This is a genomic window from Mesorhizobium sp. EU05-FHT14A09, from assembly GCF_058790995.1.
The window spans coordinates 126847-146408 of the sequence record NZ_JBYTDF010000010.1; the positions used below are offsets into that span (position 1 = coordinate 126847).

Below are 19562 nucleotides of genomic sequence, written 5' to 3' on the forward strand. Positions count from 1 at the left end.
TCCGTGTCCGAAAAGAGACCCGCCATGACCGTTTCAGCGCTGATCCAGGAAGCCCGGCCGATCGATATCGTTGCCGCCGACGGCGTCGTTCTGGGTGGTCATTTCTGGCCGCGCGTTCGCGGCGCTGCCATCGGCACCGTCATCGTCAATCCGGCCACCGGCGTGCTGGCCCGCTACTACCACCACTATGCCCGTTTCCTCGCCGCGCAAGGTTTCGATGTCGTCACCTATGACTATCGCGGCATCGGCGCCTCGCGCCCGGCGCGCTTGCACGGCTGCAAGTATCGCTGGCGCGATTGGGGCGAGAAGGATTTCGAAGCGGTGCTGGCCTGGGTGCAGGCGCGCGATGATTCCGGTCCGGTCTGCGTTGTCGGCCACAGTGTCGGCGGCGCCTTGCCGGGACTGGCCGGTCATGCGCCATCCATCCATCGCCTGCTCTCCATCGGCGGGCAGTTCGGCTGCTGGCGCCACTATGCGCCTTCGCAGCGCGGCCGCCTGCTGCTGAAATGGCATGTCGCCATGCCGGCGCTGACGGCGCTGTGCGGCTATTTCCCCGGTCGTTGGCTGGGCTGGCTGGAAGATCTGCCGGCCGGCGTCGCCTATGAATGGGCCTTTCGCCGGCCCTATCTGGAAGACAACTATCCGGAACGGGAGCGCGACGCCGTGCTGCGAGGCTTCGATGCCGTGACGGCGCCGATCCTGGCGGTCACCCTGTCCGATGACGACATCGCCACGGTGCCGGCGATCCGCGCTGTGCTCGACCGTTATCGCGGCGCATCGCGCACGCAGGTTCTGCTCCAGCCGGCGGATCTCGGCCAGGAAAGCGTCGGCCACTTCAGCCTGTTCCACAACCGCCACGCCACCGGATTCTGGCTGGATACGCTGTTGTGGCTGCGTGACGGGGTCAATCCCTGGCCCGACAAGGAGGTTGGGTAGGAGAGGGGAAGATGCTCTCTACCAATCCCCGGCCGTTGCCTGCATCACCGCAAGTGCCGCAACGGCAGCAGTGTCGGCGCGCAGGATGCGGGGGCCGAGCGGAATGGCGGTGACGAAGGGCAGGGCGCGCAGCATGTGGCGCTCCTCGTCGGAGAAACCACCTTCGGGACCGACCAGCAGTGCCAGCTTCTTTTCCGTTATCGCCTGCAGGGCCGGCAGCGGATTGTTGGTCGAGGCGTCCTCGTCGCAGAACACCAGCCGCCTTTCCTTGTCCCAGCCGGCGAGCAGCCGCTCGAACCTGATCGCTTCGCGCACTGCCGGAACAGCCAGCACGCCGCATTGCTCTGCGGCTTCGACGGCGTTGGCATGCATGCGTTCGGTCGTGATCTTGCCTTGCGTGTGCTGGGTCAGCACAGGTTGCAGCACGCCGGCGCCCATCTCCACCGCCTTCTGGATGAGATAGTCCTGCCGTCCGACCTTCAGCGGCGCGAAACAATAGACCAGATCGGGCAGTGGCGGCTGCGGCCTCTGCTGCGTCCGCACGGTCAGCCGCACCGCCTTCTTCGTTTTGCTGGTGATCTGCGCCATCCACTCGCCGTCGCGGCCATTGAAGGCCAGGAGTTCGGCGCCTTCGGCAAGCCGCAGCACATGCATCAGGTAGTGGCTTTGCTGGGTGTCCGGTTCGAACTCGGCACCGGCCAACAGGTCGTCAGGCACGAACAGGCGTTGCAGTTTGTAGTTGGCGCGCATGGCCGAGCAATGCGGCAGGCCTAGGTGAAGGTCAAGCGCGTGCGACGTGTCCGCGTCGGTTTTGCCTCATCATCGACCGAGCGGCCCGCCTAGCTTCATGATGGTGATGATGGAGAGCTGCATGAGCGAGATCACGCGTGGCGGCTGCCTGTGCGGCGGCACCACTTATGAGTTGCGCGGCGCATTGCGTCCGGTCGTCGCCTGCCATTGCGTGCAATGCCGCAAGACCTCCGGCCATTATGTGGCCGCAACGCAGGTCGCGGCCGCCGATGCGGTCCTCGAGGGCGGCACGTTGGCCTGGTTCCGCTCATCGGACAGCGCCGAGCGCGGCTTCTGCAAGGTGTGCGGCTCCAACCTGTTCTGGCGCCGCTTCGGCAGCGATCGGCTCTCGGTCTGGGCCGGCACGATCGACGGCCCGACCGGGCTCAGGATGGAAAGTCAGCTCTACACCGAAAGCGCCGGCGATTATTACGACCTGCCGGATGTGCCTTCCATCGCCCAGCATACCTTGAAATAGATCAGTCGCTGATCCGCGTGCCAGGCCCCGGATCGAACCAATGATGCTTGCGCCGTGCGCGAAACAGCGTCGCCGGGCGTGCGAAGGCCGGGTCGGTGAAGCAGCCAACGGAGACCGAGACGGCGCCAGGCAAGCCTTCTCCGGTCATGAACAACAGCGTGCCGCAGGTCGGGCAGAAGGTCTGCTCCACCCAGCGTCCGGCATCGCCGCTGCGCCGCCATACGCGACGCTCGCCATCCACCTTCGCCACCGCCTCGTCAACGTAGACCGCGCGATAGGAAAAAGCGGTGCCGGTGGCACGCTGGCATTCCTCGCAGGCGCAGGCATAGATGCTGCGCGGCTCGCCGGTGACGGTGATGGCCAGTCCACCGCAGCCGCAGCGCGCGGTCCTGGTTTTGAGTGCTCCCGGCCGTTCCATCGTTTCCAAACTGTCCATTCCTGCCGCCCTCCTGTCAGGAGGTATCGACCAGTCCGCCTCGCGCGGCTTGCCGTCATCGGGCTCCGCCCATACCTCTCGTCAAACTGATCATCTTGATAGGTCGATCGCCGGCCAAGGGTAAATTACGCACTTTCAGGTAAGTGCCGACCCGGCGGGCAAAAGCATGATCCCGAACCGAAGGTCAGCGAAGCAAAAAGTGGAAACCGGTTTTCGGAAAAGATCATGCTCCAAAAGAGAAGGACGGGATGCCGATTCAAGGCATTCCGCTACAACGGAACCGGAGGACGGCATGAAACATCTCGACACCGATGAATGCGGTTTTGCCACCGCGCTCAATGCCATTGGCGGCAAATGGAAGACGGAGATCCTGTGGGAGATCACCCTTTCACCGCGTCGGTTCGGCGAATTGCGCCGCCTGCTTCCGGGCGTCAGCGAAAAAGTGCTGGCGCAGCAGTTGCGCGAGATGGAGACCGATGGCCTGGTCCAACGACAGGTGTTCCCGGGCGCGGTGCAAAAGGTCGAATATTCGGTGACGGATGTCGGCCGCACCCTCAACGATGCGGTCTGCGTGATGTCTGCCTGGGGTAAGGCGCAGGAGCGCCGCATGGCGCTGCGCCCGGTCGTCGTCCAGGAAAAACCGCGACCGCTGATCCGCCTGCGCGCCTAAAGCAATTCCAGCAAAAGTGTGCAGCGGTTTTGCGTCCGGAATTGCGCAAGAGAGAAAGCAATTCCAGCAAAAGTGCGCAGCGGTTTTGCGTCCGGAATTGCGTAAGAGAGAGCAATTCCAGCAAAAGTGCGCAGCGGTTTTGCGTCCGGAATTGCGACAAAACAAAGCGATAGAGCATTGAGGTGGCCCTGTTTTGTCGGAAATGCTCCAACCGCTTACCGTCGGGTAGGTGCTTACATTCAGGTCAGCGCTTACATCACTGTCAGTAATTGCATGTCGGCGCGGCATGCATAATTTCCGCTCCTCGACGCGATCGGCCGTCCGGCCGCGCACCACTCGAGGAGACAGTCATGTCCGACGATTACAGTTCTGCGCGAGCCACGGCGCGTGCCGCCCCCGATCCCAGGCGCTGGCAGGCACTGGCCCTTCTGTGCGCCACCTATTTCATGGTCTGCTTGGACGGGCAGATCGTCATCCTGGCGTTGCCCTCGATCGAGCGGCAGCTGGGCTTCACCGTGGCCGGCGTTCAATGGGTGATGAGCGCCTACATGCTGACGGTGGGCGGCCTGCTGCTGCTCGGCGGCCGCATGGCCGACCTGCTCGGCCGGCGCCGCATGTTCGTCACCGGTACGGCGCTGTTTCTTGTATCCTCGCTGCTGTGCGGCCTTGCCAGTGCGCCTGAATTCCTGGTGGCAATGCGCATTGTCCAGGGTATCGCGGCGGCGATCATGACCCCGACAGCCCTCTCCATCCTGATGACCACATTCGAGGAAGGGCGTGAGCGCAACAAGGCGCTCGGCTTCTGGTCCGCCATGGGTGCCGGCGGCGCCACGGCCGCTCTTGTCGTCGGCGGCCCGCTCAACGACTGGCTGGGCTGGCCATGGGTTTTCTTCATCAACGTTCCCGTCTGTCTCGCGCTGCTGGCGTTCAGCCCGTATCTCCTGAAGGAGAGCCGCGACACTTCGCATGGCCGCGGTTTCGACATAGCCGGCGCGGTCACCGTCACCGCCGGCCTGATGGCCTTCGTCTATGCCATCGTCGAAGTGCCGCAACTCGGCTGGACCCATGCCAACACGCTCTTCGCCTTCGGCGCCTCGGCTTTGCTGCTTGTGCTGTTCCTGGTCATCGAGGCGCGTTCGGCCTCGCCATTGGTGCCGCTGCGCATCTTTCGTTCGATGCGCCTGGTCTGCGGCAATCTGGTGGTGCTGCTCGCCGGCATGATCGTCTTCGGCATGATCCTGGTGCTGTCGCTCTATCTGCAGAAAGTGCTGGGCTATTCCGCGCTCGAAGTCGGCGTCAGCACGATGATCTATGCCGCCGCCTCGATCGTCATGTCCTACGCCTCGGGGCCGGTCGCCAGCCGCATCGGTGCCCGCACGCTGGCCGCCGTCGCCATGGCTTTGATGGCAGTCGGCTGCCTGCTCCTTGCCATGGCTGGCGGCAATTATTGGACCGACATCCTGCCCGGCCTCGTCATCTTCGGGCCGGGCATCGGCGCTGCGGTCGTGTCCGGCTCCATCGCCGCGCTGTCCGATGTTGCCGAAAGCGATTCCGGCCTGGCCTCGGGGATCAACAGCGCGGCGTTCCAGCTGGGCGGCGCGCTCGGCGTCGCCGTAGCGGCGACCGTCGCCCTGTCCTGGAGCGGCGGCTCGGACACGCTCGCCGGACTGACCACAGGCTACCAGGCCGGTTTCCTGGCCTGCGCGCTCCTGGCTGGGCTCGGCTTCATCATTGCACTGTTCCTGCCGGGAAAGGCAACGGCCGGCGCTGCCGCCGCGGTCATTCATCACGGCTAAGAAGGGTGCCCTGAGCGTTTCCGTTCTTCACGGAACGCGGAAACGCTCCAACTCTTTGCTCTTACGCAATTCCGGGCAGAAAACCGTTACACGTTTTTCTTGGAATTGCTCTCTCGCGCTTTTCCAGCGTCCCTGGAACGATCGCGATATTCACCCGGAGGCATGCCGTAGCGCGCCTTGAAGGTACGGCTGAATTGCGTCTGGTCGCCGAAGCCCCAGCGATAGGCGATCTCCATGACTGTCTGATTGTTTGCGGCATCATCGAGCGCTGCCTTGCAGGCAGCCAGGCGCAATTCCCGCACCCAACTGGCCACGGTGCGGTCCATGTCCCCGAACAGCCCATGCAGATAGCGGGTCGACAGGCCGCAGGCGCGGGCGATCAGATCGGGATCAAGGTTAGGGTTTCTCAGATTGGCACGGATGAAAGCCTCGATGCGCGCCAGATGGGCATTGCGCACCGTGGAACTCTTCGACATCAGGATGCGGTCGTCGGCCCTGATCGCCAGCGCCAGCAGGTCGACGAGTTGTCGCCCGACCGCGATGCGGGATTCGGCATTCATCGTGTCGAAGCGCGCCGGCAACAGATGCAGCATGTCGGTGAACAGGCCTCCCGCGCCATTCGCTGCATCGAACTGCAGCGAGCAGAAGCGGTCCGGGCCATGCACGCGATCGGCGAGCGCGCGCGACTCGACCTTGAGCACCCAGAGATCGGCGGGATCGGCGTGGCTGAATTCATAGGGCTCGTGGCTGCGTTCCAGGAAAAACCCGCCCGGCGAACAGCTGATCTCGCTGCCACCCTGTGAGAAAAACACTTCCGAACGCGCCGGCACCGTGACCAGGAACTCCTCCTTGCGTGCCGCGCGGAAGTGATGTGGCAGGCGCAGATACTGCAAGGCGTCGGAAGTCAGGCGCGAGATCGAGACGTCGCCGAATTGCCAGATCGCCAGGTCGCCCGAGAAATGGTCGGCGTTCCGGAATTTCAGGTCGAGTGGAAAATAGGCGCCAGCGATCGCCTGGTGCCAGTGCCGGCTCCGGTCTGCGGGGCGCGTCGCGCTTGTTGTGACACTCGTCTTCATGTTCGATCCGACGACGTTGCCGAAGACTAGGCACCGTCGCCGCGGAACGCAACGTGCGTCACGGCCAGTGCACGCAACGTCAATTTTTTGTTCGCGCAGCGCAAAGACCCCGCCTGCAAAACCTGTTTCGCTTAAGCGGCAACGGTGCAGCAGACACCGTGCGGGAACAACGAGTGCCACGAACCACAGGCTCCGTGGCATGGAGGAAAAGGTTGCAATGACGACAATGAAAGTCGATCCGATCACGCTGTCGGTGGTGCGTGGCGTGCTGGAGACAACACAGCGCGAGATGACGCTGGCGCTGGAGAAGACAGCGCGGTCTTCCGTCTTCAACCTGGCGCACGACTATTCGACCGCGCTGTTCAACGCGCGGCCCGAGATGATCCTGCAGGGCCAGGACATCCCGATCCATCTCGGCTCGCTGATCCCCGCGATGAAGGCCGTCGCCGGCTTCTTCGAGGGCGACATCCATGAGGGCGACCTCATCCTGCACAACGATCCCGCTTTCGGCGGCAGCCATGCAATCGACACCTGCATGTACAAGCCGGTCTTCTATCATGGCGAACTGGTCTACTGGACTGTCTGCAAGGGCCACCTGACCGACATCGGCGGCCCGGTGCCGGCCGGCTACAATCCCAACGCGACCGAGATTTACGCCGAATGCCTGCGCATCCCTCCGGTGAAGATCTGGGATCGCGGCAAGCCGCGCAACGATGTGCTGAACATGATCTTCACCAACATGCGGGCACGGCGTGACCAGGAGGGCGATTTCCGCGCCCTGATCGGTGCGTGCCAGGTTGGGGAGCGCAGCCTGATCGCACTGCTCGACAAATACGGCAAGCCGACGGTCGATGCCTGTATCGACACGCTGCTGGACATGGCGGACCGGCACATGCGCTCGCTGATCGCCACCGTTCCGGACGGCACCTATGAAGGAAAGGCGATCCTAGAGGATGCCGGTCACGGCTTCGGCGATTTCGAGATCGGCGCCCGCGTGACGATCACAGGCGACAGCTGCCACATCGCCATCTCCAGTCCACCGCAGGTGCCCTATTTCATCAACTCCTACGAAGGCAATTCGCATTCCGGCGTTTATCTCGGCCTGATGATGTTCGCCGCGCTGCCGCCGCCCTACAATGAGGGGCTGTATCGCTGCGTCACCGTCGATTTCGGGCCGAAGGGCACATTGTGTAATGCGCAGGAGCCGGCGCCGCACATGAACTGTACCACAACGCCGATGGAGACGTTGACCGACGCCGTGCGTCTCGCCTTCGAGAAGGCGATGCCTTCCAAGGTCGCCGCCTCATGGGGCCATGCCAACGGCCTCAACATCGCCGGCAAGGACAGCCGCACCAACGAGGAATTCGTCACGATGGTGCTGGCGACCATCATCTCGGGCGGCGGCGCCACGCCGCAGCAGGATGGCTGGCACGCCGTCGGCCCCGAATGCTGCTTCGGTGCGCTGACGTCCGGCGATGTCGAACTGCTCGAATACTCCTATCCCATCATCATCCATCGTTATTCGCTGATGACCGATTCCGGCGGTGCCGGAAAATTCCGCGGCGGTTCGGGAACGGCCTGGGAAGTCGAGCCGCTGGACGGGGACATGCTTTGCATCGGTTTCGGCGAAGGCCGCCGGATTCCGGCCATGGGAGCTGCCGGTGCGAAATCCGCCCTGGTCGACAAGAAAGTCGGCCGTGTCGAACTCAAACGCGCCGGCAAGGTCGAGGTCGAGCGCAAGAACATCATCCAGACGATCAGGACCGGCGAGACGATCACCAACCTCAATCCCGGCGGCGGCGGCTACGGCAATCCCTTCGAGCGGCCGATCGAGAAGGTGGTGTGGGATGTCCGCAACGGCCTCGTCTCGATCGAGGGCGCGCGCGCCGACTATGGCGTGGCCATCACCGATCCTGAAACACTGAATGTCGACTTGGCCGAAACCGGTCGACTGCGCACAGCCTGAGGAGACGATCATGGAACACGCTTATCGTCTCGGCATCGACGCCGGCGGCACCTTCACGGACTTTGTCGTGGCCAATCGCGCCACCGGCGAGGTGAAGCTTTTCAAGGCCCTGTCGACACCTTCGGATCCGACCCGCGCCATCGAGAACGGCCTCAGGCTGATCGCCGACGATCTCGGCGTCTCACCGTCAGAGGTCGTCTCCGATTGCGACCTCTGCATCAACGGCACCACCGTCGGCCTGAATGCGCTGATCACCCATCGCGGCGGCAAGACCGGCCTGATCTGCACCGCCGGTCATGAGGACTCCATCGAGATCCGCAACGGCCACAAGGAAGATGGTTTTCGCTACGATCCGGAGTACCCGGCGGCGACGATGCTGGTGCCGCGCTATCTGCGCAAGGGTGTGCGCGAACGCGTGATTTCGGATGGCTCCATTCGCACGCCGATGAACGAGGACGACGTGCGCCAGGCCTGCCGGCTGTTTCGGAAGGAAGGCGTCGAAACGGTCGCCATCTCCTTCGTGTGGTCGGTGCTCAATGCCGCGCACGAACGCCGCGCGGCCGAGATCGTGCGCGAGATGATGCCGGACGTTGTCCTGACGGTGGGCAGCGAACTCTATCCGCAGGTGCGCGAATACACTCGCACCTCCACCGCGGTGACCAACGCCTATCTGGCTCCTGTGATGCGTAGCTACGTCACGGCGGTCGACAGCTATTTCCGCGCCCTCGGCGCCAGGCAACCGGTACGCTATTTCCAGTCGAATGGTGGCCTGGCGATCGGGCAGGCGATGACCGACCGCTCCGTCTATGCCATCAATTCCGGTCCGGCCTCAGCCCCGCAGGCAGGGCTGTTTGTCGGTGCGCCGTTCGGCAAGGACAATGTCATCACCGTCGACATGGGTGGCACCTCCTTCGACATCACGCTGACCCGCAACGGCCAGACCAACCTCAACAAGAACATCGACTTCCTGCGCTATCGCATCGGCGTGCCGATGATCCAGGTCGAGACGCTGGGTGCGGGCGGCGGTTCCATCGGCTGGATCGACAGCCTTGGCCTGCTGCAGGTCGGGCCGCAGTCGGCGGGTTCCGAACCAGGGCCGGCTTGTTACGGGCGCGGCGGCACGGAGCCGACGACGTCGGATGCCAATCTGGTGCTCGGCTATCTCAGCCCGGAAGGCCTGCTTGGCGGCAAGCTGCCGCTCGACCTTGAAAAGGCAAGACAGGCGGTGGCGACGATCGCCGCGCCGCTGAACATCAGCGTCGAGCAGGCTGCCTATGGCATGTTCACCATCGTCAACAACAACATGGTCAATGGCATTCGCCGTGTGTCGGTCGAGCGTGGCTATGATCCGCGCGATTTCGTGCTGGTCGGGGCAGGCGGCGCGACCGCAGCCCACATCACCGCGCTGGCGCGGGAAATGGGCACCGACACGATCATCCTGCCCAAGCTGGCGTCGGGCCTGTGCGCCTTCGGCCAGGTCATCTCGGACGTGAAGTACAACTACATGGCGACCGCGCCGCTCAGGCTCGACAATGCCGCCGCGTGCGACAGGATCGAACAGCTGTTCGAGGAGATCGAGGCACAGGGCATTGCCCACCTGAAGGCCGACGGCTTTCCGGGCACGCTGATCGAGGTCCAGCGCAGCCTCGAAATGCGTTATGTCGGCCAGGTGCACGAATGCACGGTCGACATTCCCAACTTCAAGATCACGGAAGCGACCATCGGCCAGGTCAAGGACGCGTTCCATGCCCGGCATGAAGAGCTCTACACCTATGCCGAGCGCCACAGCACGGTCGAGGTCGTCAACATCGAATCGACCATCTATGGCCGCATCGAAAAGCCGAAGGCACCGAGATTGCGCGGCACAGGCGGATTGCAGCAGGCGCTGAAGGGTCATCGCGACGCCGTCTTCGACGCCTCGGGCGAGCCGATCCCGGCACCCGTCTATGACGGAGCGGCACTGGGTGTCGGCGTCGGCGTAGCCGGTCCCGCGATCATCGAGGAGGTGACGACGACCATCGTCATCGAACCCGGCTGGTCTGCCGCGCTGCATGAAAGCGGCAGCTACCTGCTGGTCCGGCAGGATTAGTCGAGATGACGCCGGCCACGCGCTCATTGATGAGCATGGCCGGCCCGCTGCTTCTACCTGTGCGACGGCAGGAAGAAGGTCTGGTGGAAATAGGAGCGGAAGGCTTCCATCGCCGGCGTGAACTGCGCCCCTCGTCGCCAGGCAAGGCCGACATCCATCGACGGGATCGGTTCGGTCGGAACGATCGTCTCGATGCGCTTGCCCTCCAGCGACCATGGCCGCAGCACCATGTCGGACAGGATCGCGACGCCTTGTCCATCCGCTACCAGCGAGCGGACGGCTTCGACCGAAGACGTCCTCAGCGTGACATTCGGCCGGTAGGAAGTATTGCTCCAGTAGCGCAGTGCGGTGTGCGCGGCCTCATCGACCGTCAGCATGATGTAAGGTTCCTCGGCGATCTCCTTGAGGCCGACGCTGCCCTGCGACAGCAGGCGATGCCTTGCCGGCACCCACAGCCGGCGCCGCGAGTTCATCAGCGTTTCCGTCGCCAGGTCCGAGTTGATCACGTTGGAGGTCAACAGCACCGCCATGTCGTAGCGATTGGCGAGCAAACCTTCTTCAATGGCTTCGCGGTTGAGCTCGAACAGCTGGATGTCGAGGTTTGGCCAGGCGCGGCGAAGCCGTCCGAGATGGTTCGGCAGGAAATAGCCGATCACCGTGTAACTGGCGGCGACCGTCAGCCGCCCGGAAAAGTCGCTGGCCGGCAACAGAAGGTTCGTCGCCTCGTCGACCTTGTTCAGGATCTCGTAGGCGTGGAACAGGAATTGCCGTCCCGCCGTCGTCATCTCCATGCCCTGGGTCGAGCGGATGAACAGGTCGAGCCCGACGGTCTGCTCGAGCTCCTTGATGGCCGTCGTCACCGCCGATTGGGAAATGCCCAGTTCCGCGGCGGCCTGCGAGATCTGCCCATGCTCGGCGGTGGAAACGAAATAGCGGATCTGGCGAAGACTTACCGGCATGGGCGCTGCGTTCCGAATTTCAGATATTGTGCGCAGCTACCAGCCGTAAAAGCAATATCACGTTACTGCATAGAGCGAAGCGGTTTCGCGGTAGCCATCGTCTACGGCAAAAAAGCCAATGAATCTCGTGGTGCTATGTGTGGAGGTGGTTTATCGAGCGATAGAAAATTCAGATATTTGATATCGATAAATAGAATTTTCCAAGCGCCTTTCTGCTCTCTACCTTCTTCGTCGAGGAGTGCCCGGGGTCGATGTGATCGCAGGGTAGGGACGAGGGAGGTCTGCTTGCAAATAGCGGCCGTCGATATCAATTGCGACATGGGCGAAGGCTACGGCCAATGGCGGTTGGGCGACATCGATGACGCCGACCTGATGAAGCTCATCAGCTCTGCCAACATCGCCACGGGTTTCCATGCCGGCGATCCCAATCTGATGGACACCACCGTCCGCCTGGCGACCCAATATGGCGTTGGCGTCGGCGCGCATCCGGGTTTCCGCGACCTGCAGGGGTTCGGCCGGCGCCGCATCAACGGCACCAGCGAAGAACTGGTCAACGACATCGTCTACCAGATCGGGGCGCTGCGCGAGTTTGCCCGCCGCTATGGCGCCACCCTGCAGCATGTGAAGCCGCACGGAGCGCTCTACATGGAATTTGCCGCCAGCGAGGAGATGTCGCGCAACTTCGTCCGCACCATGCGCACGATCGCGCCCAATGCCTTCATCTACTGCATGGGGATGTCCGAGACCTATCGCGCGGCGACGGAGGCCGGGCACCCGGTCATCCGCGAGTTCTACGCCGACCGCGATTATGACCGGTCCGGCTCGATCGTGTTTACGCGGCGGACCGGCCGCCTGGACCCTCGCGTGGTTGCCGAGAAGGTGGTGCACGCCTGCCGTACCGGCAAGGTCCGCACGGTCGAGGGCGACGAGATCGACATCGCCTTCGAATCGATCTGCTTCCATTCCGACACGCCCGGCAGTCTGGAAATTGCCACCGCCATGCGCGCGGCACTCGATGCTGCGGGGGTCAAGGTCAGGCCGGTCTCGGAACTGACAAGTCATTTGAGAACAACGGCAAGGGGATGATCATGGCTAGAACCGAACTCAATTCACCCTTGCCCGGCGTCTTCTACAGGCGGCCGTCGCCCGACAGCGACGTGTTCAAGAACGATGGCGACGCGGTCGCGGCGACCGACATCCTCGGCGTCATCGAAGTGATGAAGTCGTTCCACGAGATCCCGGCCGGCGCCTCGGGCACCAATCTCAAATTTCTGGTCGACGACGGCGATGCCGTGATGGCGGGACAGCCGATCGCAGAGATCGACGCATGAACATCAAATCGGTCCTGATCGCCAATCGCGGTGAGATCGCCGTGCGCATCAATCGGGCGGCCAAGGCGCTCGGGCTGCGCACGGTGCAGGTGTACAGCGCCGCCGATGCGGATTCACTGCCGGTCAGGCTGGCCGACGAGGCGATCCTCATTGGCCCGGCGGCGGCGAAGAAATCCTACCTCGACATCGAGGCCGTCATCGCAGCAGCGAAGGCGGCCAGGGTCGATGCGGTGCATCCCGGCTATGGCTTCCTCGCCGAAAACGCCGACTTCGCCGATGCCGTCGTCGCCGCCGGCATGACGTTCGTCGGCCCGTCGGGCGCTTCGATCCGGCTGCTCGGCGACAAGGTCGCCGCCCGCGCCGAAGCCGAAAAGGCCGGCGTTCCGACCGTTCCCGGCAGCGGCGGGCGCATCGCCGATGTCGAGGAGGCGGCTGCGATCGCGGCGCGCATCGGTTTCCCGGTGATGATCAAGGCGGCTGCCGGCGGCGGTGGTCGCGGCATACGTGTTGCCGCCGACCTCGACGAATTCACGCGCCAGTTTCCGCAGGCTTCGGCAGAAGCCGCCGCGGCTTTCGGCGATGGTGGCCTCTACATTGAAAAGGCCGTGCTGGCGGCGCGCCACGTCGAGGTGCAGATCCTCGGCGACGGTACCAATTTCGTGCACTGCTTCGAGCGTGAATGTTCGCTGCAGCGCCGCCGCCAGAAGGTCTGGGAAGAGGCGCCCGCCGTCGGCCTGCCGGCGACCGTACGGCGGAAGCTCTGCGACAGCGCCGTCGCCCTGGCGCGCTCGGTCGGCTACAGCGGCGCCGGGACGGTGGAGTATCTTTATGACGAGTCCAGCCAGGCGTTCTACTTCCTCGAAGTGAACACCCGCATCCAGGTCGAACATCCGGTCACCGAGATGATCACCGGCATCGACCTGGTGCAGGAGATGTTGCGCATCGCGGGCGGCGAGCCGCTGTCGCTGCGGCAGGAAGACATCTCCATCCACGGCCACGCTATCGAGTGCCGTATCAATGCCGAGGATCCGGCCAGGAACTTCATGCCCTGGCCCGGCGTGGTCTCGAAGCTGAGCGTGCCCGATGGAGACGGCGTGCGTTTCGACACGATGCTTTTCGACGGTTACGCCGTGCCGCCCTTCTACGACTCGCTGCTGGGCAAGCTCGTGGTTCACGGCGCTGACCGCGCAGATTGCCTGGCGAAGCTCAGCGCGGCGCTGCGATCGCTGCAGATCGAGGGCATTCCGACCACCATCCCGCTGCATGCGGCACTGGCCGCCGATGCCAATGTCGCCGCCGGCACGTTCCACACTCGTTTCCTCGAAGGCTGGCTCGATACCGAGTTCCAGGCCCTGGCCGACAGTGCGAAGGAGGCTGCGCAATGAGCAACCGCTACTCGTTCGGCGGCGACGAGCATCTCTTCGTCGAATGCGATGAGAGCATGTCGCTGGAGGCGTTCTTCAAGAGCCTGTCGATGACCAGCGCCATCCGTGACAGCAGCATCAGAGGCGTCACCGAAATCTGCCCGGCCAACGCCTCTTTCCAGATCAAGTTCGATCCGGACGTCATCAAGCCGGACGACATCCTGGCCGAGATCCAGGCGATCGAGAAGGCGACGACCAGGGCCGAGCCGGTGATCGACACGCGCATCATCGAGATTCCCGTCTTCTACGAGGATCCGTGGACGCACGAGACGCTGATGCGTTTCCGCGAACGGCACCAGGACCCGCAGGCGACCGATCTCGAATATGCCGCGCGCATCAACAATCTCGGCGGTGTCAGCGATTTCATTGCCGCTCACAGCGGCGCGCCATGGTTCGTCTCGATGGTCGGCTTCGTCGCCGGCCTGCCGTTCATGTACCAGATGGTCGACCGGCCGCGGCAGCTTCAGGTGCCGAAATATCTGCGTCCGCGCACCGACACGCCGAAGCTGACCGTCGGCCATGGCGGCTGTTTCTCCTGCATCTATTCGGTGCGCGGCGCTGGCGGCTACCAGATGTTCGGCATCACGCCGATGCCGATCTTCGATCCCGAGCAGAAGACCAGCTACCTCCGGGATTTCATGGTGTTCTTCCGCCCGGGCGACATCGTGAAATTCCGGCCGATCGGCCGTGACGAGCATGACGGCATCGAAGGCGACGTGAAGGCGGGGCGTTTCGTGCCGGTCATGCGCGACGTCACCTTCGACCTGCGCGAATTCCGCAAGGACATCGACGGCTACAACGCCAGACTGGAGGGCGAGGTCCATGGTCGTTAGCGTCATCAATCCCGGCCTCGCCACCACGGTGCAGGATCTCGGCCGGCCCGGCTATTTCCACCTTGGCATTCCGATCGGCGGTGCCATGGACCGCATGGCGCTGCGTGCAGCCAACCTTCTGGTCGGCAACGACGAAGGCGCGGCATGCCTGGAAGCCGTATTCATGGGGCCTGAGCTCGAGTTCGGCGAGGATGCGACCATCGCCGTCACCGGCGCGGAGATGCCGATCAAGATCGACGGCGTCGAGCAGCCGTCCTGGACCGCGCTCAAGGTCAGGGCAGGCGCGAGGCTGAGCTTCGGCTTCCTCAAGAAAGGCGCGCGCATCTATGTGGCGATCGCCGGCGGCATCGACGTGCCGGAAGCGCTTGGCAGCCGCTCGACCTATGTCATCGGTGCGCTCGGTGGCTTCAAGGGGCGGGCGATTGCCAAGGGCGATGAACTGCCCATCGGGCAGCCCGGAGCGGCGAAGGAAGGCAGGACCTTGCCGGACGGCCTGCGGCGGCCATCCGCGTCGCCGGCCGAGCTGCGCGTGCTGCCGGGGCTCTATGCGCACCGGCTGCAGGAAGAATCCGCCGCCGGTTTCTTCGACGATCAATGGAAGGTCGCGTCCGAAGCCGACCGCATGGGCTATCGTTTCAAGGGCGGCCGGCCCTTGCGGTTCGTCGATCGCGAACCGCCCTTCGGCGCGGGCTCCGATCCTTCCAACATCGTCGACAGTTGCTACCCGTACGGCTCCATCCAGGTGCCGAGCGGCAGCGAGCCGATCATCCTGCATCGCGATGCGGTGTCCGGCGGCGGTTACTTCATGCTGGGCACGGTGATTTCCGCCGACATGGACCTGATCGGCCAGATGCAGCCGAACACGCCCACGACCTTCATCAAGGTCGACATGGCCGAGGCGTTGCGCGCGCGTGCCGAGAGGGCAGCGCTGCTCGATCGGATGAGGGAGGCGCTGGCCTGAAGCATCTGCAGGAAAAGTGCGCGCGGTTTTCCGTCCGGAATTGCGTCGAAACAAGGCCGAGGGAGCCGGCCAATCCGTCAGTCATAACCAAAAAAGAGAAGGGGAAATACCATGGCTGGAAAGCTAGCGGCTGATGAAGCCGACACACTGGACTATTCGAACATTGCCGTACCACCCAATGCCCGCATGCCGAAGATGGCGTTGACCATGGCATGGTGGGCCGTCTGCAGCGCCGTCTTCTACATCGTGGTCGGCGCCGCGCTGGCGCTTGGCTTCGGCACCTGGAACGCGATCATCGGCATGGTGCTGTCGGTGGTCGCCTATGGGCTCATCAACGCGGTGCTGAGCAGGTTCGCCATCAAGACCGGGCTGTCCGTTGCCCTGTTCTCGCGCGTTCTGTTCGGCAATGTCGGGGCAGGCCTGGCGACACTGATCTTCTGCGCCACCGCCATCTACTACGCCGTCTTCGAGGGGTCGGTGATCGCGGTCGGCATCAACAACATCTTCCCGTCGATCTCCTATCCGATCGCTGCCCTGATCGTCGTGCTCTACTCGGTGCCGTTGATCTTCGGCAGCATCCAGACCTGGCTCGACAAGTTCAACGGCGTGCTGCTGCCGTTCTACATACTGGGCCTTGTCCTCGCGGTGGTGCTGGCGATCAGCCAGTATGGCTACAGCGACAAATGGCTCAATCTCGGGCCGGCGGGCGGCGAGCCGGCATGGGGCTGGCTGTCTTGCTTTGTCTATTACATGGGCGTGTGGGTGCTGATGATGTTCACCTTCGACTACGCTCGTTTCGGCCGCCAGGAAGACGCCGGCTACCACGCCTATTTCAACTTCGGCATGCCGTTCTATGTCATGGTGTTCCTGGTCAGCGGCCTGTTCGGCATGTTCATGGTCGGCACGGTGCCGGACCTCGGCGCGGTCACTGAAGTCTCGGTGCTGCTGGCGCTCCTGAAGATCATGGGCATCGGCGGCCTGCTCTTCGTCTGGGTGACGCAGACCCGCATCAACACCGCGAACTACTACCTCGCCGCAGTCAACCTCGAGGCGCTTGTGCAGCTGTTCGGCAAGCCGCCCTTCGGCCGCATTGGCTGGGCCATCGTGGTCGGCGCCATCGTCTATCTGCTGATGCTGATCGACGTGTTCAGCTATCTGCTGCAGGCGCTCGCCTATCAGGGCATCTTCGTCGTCGCCTGGGTGGCGGTCGCCATGGCCCACATCTTCTCCAGCCGCTATGAGCAACTGGTCGGCAGCACGATCGAATACCGTTCGAGCCACGTGCCGGCTTTCAATCCGCTCGGCATCATCGCCTGGTTCGCGGCGGCGGCCGTCGGCATCGCCCTGCACCTGTGGGGCGGCGCCTATACCGAACTGTCGGCACCGGCCACCGCGGTCGTCGGTTTCTGCATCTACGCATTCGGGCTGAACAGCGCCAAGCGCGAGTGGTTCCTCACCGCCGCATGACATCCAGGCCTCGCGCCCCGCCTGGGGCGCGAGGCCTTACCGAGAACTCAAAAGCGAGAAAGGACAGGTTCCATGGCCTCCCAGGCTGGTATCTCCACATTGCTGCAGCGTTTCGCCGGCGAGACGTCGCTGTTGCAAAAGGCTGCCGTCGTCTTTGCCGGTTCGCTCCTGCTTTGGGCGTCGGCAAAGGTCCAGCTTCCATTCTATCCCGTGCCGCTGACCATGCAGACCTTCGCGGTGCTGGCCATCGGCGCCACGCTCGGCTGGCGGCTGGGCCTCGCCACCGTCCTGCTCTATCTCGCCGAAGGCGCGGCGGGTTTGCCGGTCTTTGCCGGCACGCCGGAGAAAGGCATCGGCCTTGCCTACATGATGGGGCCGACCAGCGGCTATCTGCTGGGCTATCTGCCTGCCGCCGCTCTGTGCGGCTGGCTGGCCGAACGCGGTTGGGACCGCAACGTCGCGCTGACCGCGCTGGCGATGCTGGCCGGCAATGTCCTGATCTATCTGCCTGGCCTGCTCTGGCTCGGTGCGGTCGTCGGCTGGGACAAGCCGGTGCTGGCATGGGGGCTGACCCCGTTCCTGCTCGGCGATCTGCTGAAGCTCGCCTTGGCGTCGGCTGCACTACCGCTGGTCTGGCGCCTCGTCGGCAGGAACAGCTGATTTGTATTCCTCCCCCCGATGCGGACCGCGTCGGTTCGAGAGGCCGGCAGGGCGGGCGCTGCGCCAAGGCGCGATGGGGGCATCGCGCCAGCGTGGCAACCCGCCCTGTCGGCTCCCTGAAGTGCGTACCCCGTCATGCAGCGAGCCAGGCGGGGAGCAGTTTGCGCAGGTCTCATCCGTTTCCTGCGCTCGCATGCCAGACCGGCGTGAAGCCGGCGGTGAGCGCGGCAACCGCTGTTGGAGGGGTGATCAGCGCGACTGACGCGCCGCCCCTGGTTGCCGCGCTCATGCTGGCCGGCCTGTCGTAGCCGGCAAAGCTCCAGCGCAACAAAGCGCCGCCGCGTATGGCAAAAGCTGCATCATCGACGGCGATCATGGCGCCGTCCGGCAGGGCCGCGATCTCTTGCGGCCGGATCGGCGGCAAGGGTTTGCGGGCGGACGCGAAACGTTCCTTGTGCAGCCGTGCATCCAGCTGCGGCGCGCGGGGCTCCGCGATGCCGAAGGCCTTGCCGAAACAGCCGAGGAATTCGGCCGCCCGTGCCCGCTGGCAGAAGAAGCAGGGCCGGTGCCCGGCGGCGAGCGCGGTCGGCTCGTCGAGAAAGAACAGCTCGGTCCAGCCGGCCTTGCCACCCCCTGTTCCATCAACTTGCCGGTTGCGTCCCATCGGCTCGCGGCGGCGGCCCTGGTAGTCGCAGACGCAGATGATCCAGGCCGGCAGCGCCCAGCGTTTCTTCAGCAGGGTTTTGGTTTCCGGATCGTGGATGATACCGCGGTTGCCGGTGAACAGCCCGCGCTCCGGCACGGCGTGGATGGCGCCGAAGGGGTCGACCCGGTTCTGCAGTGGCATAGGCTTTTCCCGTTGCTGTCCGGCACCGGCGCTTGGCCGCTGCTTCGCCGGCATGATACGCAATCACCAGTCTAATTCATGTCAGGATGGTCATGCGGGTTCTTGTCGTCGAGAATTATCAGGGTACCGACCTCGGCAATGTCGGGGCGGCACTGGCCGAGGCCGGCGCCGAACTCGACGTTCGCAGGGCCTATCTCGGCGACACCTTGCCGAAGGATGCCAGCGGGCACGATGCGCTGGTGATGTTCGGCGGCGGCCAGAATGCGCTCGCCGACGACAGCCATCCTTATTTCCCGGAATTGCTCGACCTGATCCGCGACTTCGCGCACAAGGATCGTTCGGTGCTCGGCATCTGCCTCGGCAGCCAGTTGCTGGCGCGCGCCTTCGGCGGCATCAACCAGGTCGGCGGCGCCTCCGAATTCGGCTGGCATGGCGTGACCCTGACCGAGGAGGCGAAGAGCGATGCGGTGCTCGGCGCCATGCCGGTGGCTTTCCCGATCTTCCAGTGGCACGACGACACCTTCACCTTGCCGCCCGGCGCGGTGCGGCTGGCCTCGAGCGTGGTGGCCGAAAACCAGGCCTTCCGCCTGGGTCGCGCCGTTTATGCCTTCCAGTTCCATTTCGAAGCCGACCGCTCGGTGGTCGATTACTGGACTACGGAGTTCGCCGAAACGGTGACCGCGCGCTGGCCGGACTGGCCGCAGCGCCTTCCTGCCGAGGCCGCTCGCAATGCCGTGCTGGCCGACCAGTCAGGCTTGGCGATTGCAAAGGCCTGGGTGGCGACGATCTAAGGGCAAAATTCCCATAGGCGAGCTGATGGGCAGCCGGCGAACACCCGCTTTCC

At 64.1% G+C, this 19562-nt stretch carries 19 protein-coding genes; 14 read left to right on the forward strand and 5 right to left on the reverse strand.

What is annotated here, in order from left to right:
* The first annotated feature begins 24 nt into the window (after nucleotides 1–24).
* Nucleotides 25–936, forward strand: a complete 912-nt coding sequence (locus AC3WTO_RS25975; RefSeq protein WP_492463828.1) for an alpha/beta hydrolase family protein — start codon at nucleotides 25–27, stop codon at nucleotides 934–936.
* An 18-nt stretch (nucleotides 937–954) separates the two neighbouring features.
* Here AC3WTO_RS25975 and AC3WTO_RS25980 read toward each other — a convergent pair whose 3' ends face one another.
* Nucleotides 955–1686, reverse strand: a complete 732-nt coding sequence (locus AC3WTO_RS25980) for a 16S rRNA (uracil(1498)-N(3))-methyltransferase (RefSeq protein WP_492463829.1) — start codon at nucleotides 1684–1686, stop codon at nucleotides 955–957.
* Between the two features lie 121 nt (nucleotides 1687–1807).
* Here AC3WTO_RS25980 and AC3WTO_RS25985 point away from each other — a divergent pair, with 121 nt between their 5' ends.
* Nucleotides 1808–2203, forward strand: coding sequence for a GFA family protein (locus AC3WTO_RS25985; RefSeq protein ID WP_492463830.1), 396 nt, complete (start codon nucleotides 1808–1810; stop codon nucleotides 2201–2203).
* A 1-nt stretch (nucleotide 2204) separates the two neighbouring features.
* Here the strand turns inward: AC3WTO_RS25985 and AC3WTO_RS25990 are convergent, their stop codons facing one another.
* Nucleotides 2205–2639, reverse strand: a complete 435-nt coding sequence (locus AC3WTO_RS25990; RefSeq protein WP_492463831.1) for a GFA family protein — start codon at nucleotides 2637–2639, stop codon at nucleotides 2205–2207.
* Nucleotides 2640–2931: 292 nt separating this feature from the next.
* Here AC3WTO_RS25990 and AC3WTO_RS25995 point away from each other — a divergent pair, with 292 nt between their 5' ends.
* Together AC3WTO_RS25995 and AC3WTO_RS26000 are read left to right on the forward strand one after the other, a co-directional pair.
* Nucleotides 2932–3309, forward strand: a complete 378-nt coding sequence (locus tag AC3WTO_RS25995; RefSeq protein ID WP_492463832.1) for a winged helix-turn-helix transcriptional regulator — start codon at nucleotides 2932–2934, stop codon at nucleotides 3307–3309.
* Between the two features lie 350 nt (nucleotides 3310–3659).
* On the forward strand, nucleotides 3660–5105 hold the full coding sequence (locus tag AC3WTO_RS26000; protein WP_492463833.1) for an MFS transporter: 1446 nt from the start codon (nucleotides 3660–3662) through the stop codon (nucleotides 5103–5105).
* Between the two features lie 86 nt (nucleotides 5106–5191).
* Here the strand turns inward: AC3WTO_RS26000 and AC3WTO_RS26005 are convergent, their stop codons facing one another.
* Nucleotides 5192–6181: an AraC-like ligand-binding domain-containing protein gene (locus AC3WTO_RS26005; RefSeq protein ID WP_492463834.1), complete on the reverse strand. Its 990-nt coding sequence runs from the start codon at nucleotides 6179–6181 to the stop codon at nucleotides 5192–5194.
* A gap of 217 nt (nucleotides 6182–6398) precedes the next feature.
* Here AC3WTO_RS26005 and capB point away from each other — a divergent pair, with 217 nt between their 5' ends.
* A complete protein-coding gene (gene capB / locus AC3WTO_RS26010) occupies nucleotides 6399–8147 on the forward strand; it encodes a caprolactamase subunit beta (protein WP_492463835.1) in 1749 nt (582 codons plus the stop codon).
* A gap of 10 nt (nucleotides 8148–8157) precedes the next feature.
* Nucleotides 8158–10236, forward strand: a complete 2079-nt coding sequence (capA, locus tag AC3WTO_RS26015) for a caprolactamase subunit alpha (RefSeq protein WP_492463836.1) — start codon at nucleotides 8158–8160, stop codon at nucleotides 10234–10236.
* A 53-nt stretch (nucleotides 10237–10289) separates the two neighbouring features.
* Here capA and AC3WTO_RS26020 read toward each other — a convergent pair whose 3' ends face one another.
* Nucleotides 10290–11195, reverse strand: coding sequence for a LysR family transcriptional regulator (locus AC3WTO_RS26020; RefSeq protein WP_129411244.1), 906 nt, complete (start codon nucleotides 11193–11195; stop codon nucleotides 10290–10292).
* A 285-nt stretch (nucleotides 11196–11480) separates the two neighbouring features.
* Here AC3WTO_RS26020 and AC3WTO_RS26025 point away from each other — a divergent pair, with 285 nt between their 5' ends.
* The 7 genes from AC3WTO_RS26025 (at nucleotide 11481) to AC3WTO_RS26055 (ending at nucleotide 17871) form a co-directional block, all read left to right on the forward strand.
* Complete coding sequence (locus AC3WTO_RS26025; RefSeq protein ID WP_492463837.1) at nucleotides 11481–12281, forward strand: 5-oxoprolinase subunit PxpA; 801 nt, start codon at nucleotides 11481–11483, stop codon at nucleotides 12279–12281.
* 2 nt (nucleotides 12282–12283) lie between these two features.
* On the forward strand, nucleotides 12284–12526 hold the full coding sequence (locus AC3WTO_RS26030; protein WP_492463838.1) for an acetyl-CoA carboxylase: 243 nt from the start codon (nucleotides 12284–12286) through the stop codon (nucleotides 12524–12526).
* A complete protein-coding gene (locus AC3WTO_RS26035; RefSeq protein ID WP_492463839.1) occupies nucleotides 12523–13911 on the forward strand; it encodes an acetyl-CoA carboxylase biotin carboxylase subunit in 1389 nt (462 codons plus the stop codon). Before AC3WTO_RS26030 ends, AC3WTO_RS26035 begins: the two co-directional genes overlap by 4 nt.
* Nucleotides 13908–14783: a 5-oxoprolinase subunit B family protein gene (locus AC3WTO_RS26040; RefSeq protein WP_492463840.1), complete on the forward strand. Its 876-nt coding sequence runs from the start codon at nucleotides 13908–13910 to the stop codon at nucleotides 14781–14783. Before AC3WTO_RS26035 ends, AC3WTO_RS26040 begins: the two co-directional genes overlap by 4 nt.
* Nucleotides 14773–15744, forward strand: a complete 972-nt coding sequence (locus AC3WTO_RS26045) for a 5-oxoprolinase subunit C family protein (protein WP_492463841.1) — start codon at nucleotides 14773–14775, stop codon at nucleotides 15742–15744. Before AC3WTO_RS26040 ends, AC3WTO_RS26045 begins: the two co-directional genes overlap by 11 nt.
* Before the next feature lie 111 nt (nucleotides 15745–15855).
* On the forward strand, nucleotides 15856–17211 hold the full coding sequence (locus AC3WTO_RS26050) for a purine-cytosine permease family protein (RefSeq protein ID WP_492463842.1): 1356 nt from the start codon (nucleotides 15856–15858) through the stop codon (nucleotides 17209–17211).
* Nucleotides 17212–17283: 72 nt separating this feature from the next.
* Nucleotides 17284–17871, forward strand: a complete 588-nt coding sequence (locus AC3WTO_RS26055) for a biotin transporter BioY (protein WP_492463843.1) — start codon at nucleotides 17284–17286, stop codon at nucleotides 17869–17871.
* A 172-nt stretch (nucleotides 17872–18043) separates the two neighbouring features.
* Here the strand turns inward: AC3WTO_RS26055 and AC3WTO_RS26060 are convergent, their stop codons facing one another.
* A complete protein-coding gene (locus AC3WTO_RS26060) occupies nucleotides 18044–18718 on the reverse strand; it encodes a hypothetical protein (protein ID WP_492463844.1) in 675 nt (224 codons plus the stop codon).
* 92 nt (nucleotides 18719–18810) lie between these two features.
* Here AC3WTO_RS26060 and AC3WTO_RS26065 point away from each other — a divergent pair, with 92 nt between their 5' ends.
* Nucleotides 18811–19509 (forward strand): type 1 glutamine amidotransferase, encoded by a 699-nt coding sequence (locus tag AC3WTO_RS26065; protein WP_492463845.1) that lies wholly within the window; start codon nucleotides 18811–18813, stop codon nucleotides 19507–19509.
* The last annotated feature ends 53 nt before the right edge of the window (nucleotides 19510–19562 follow it).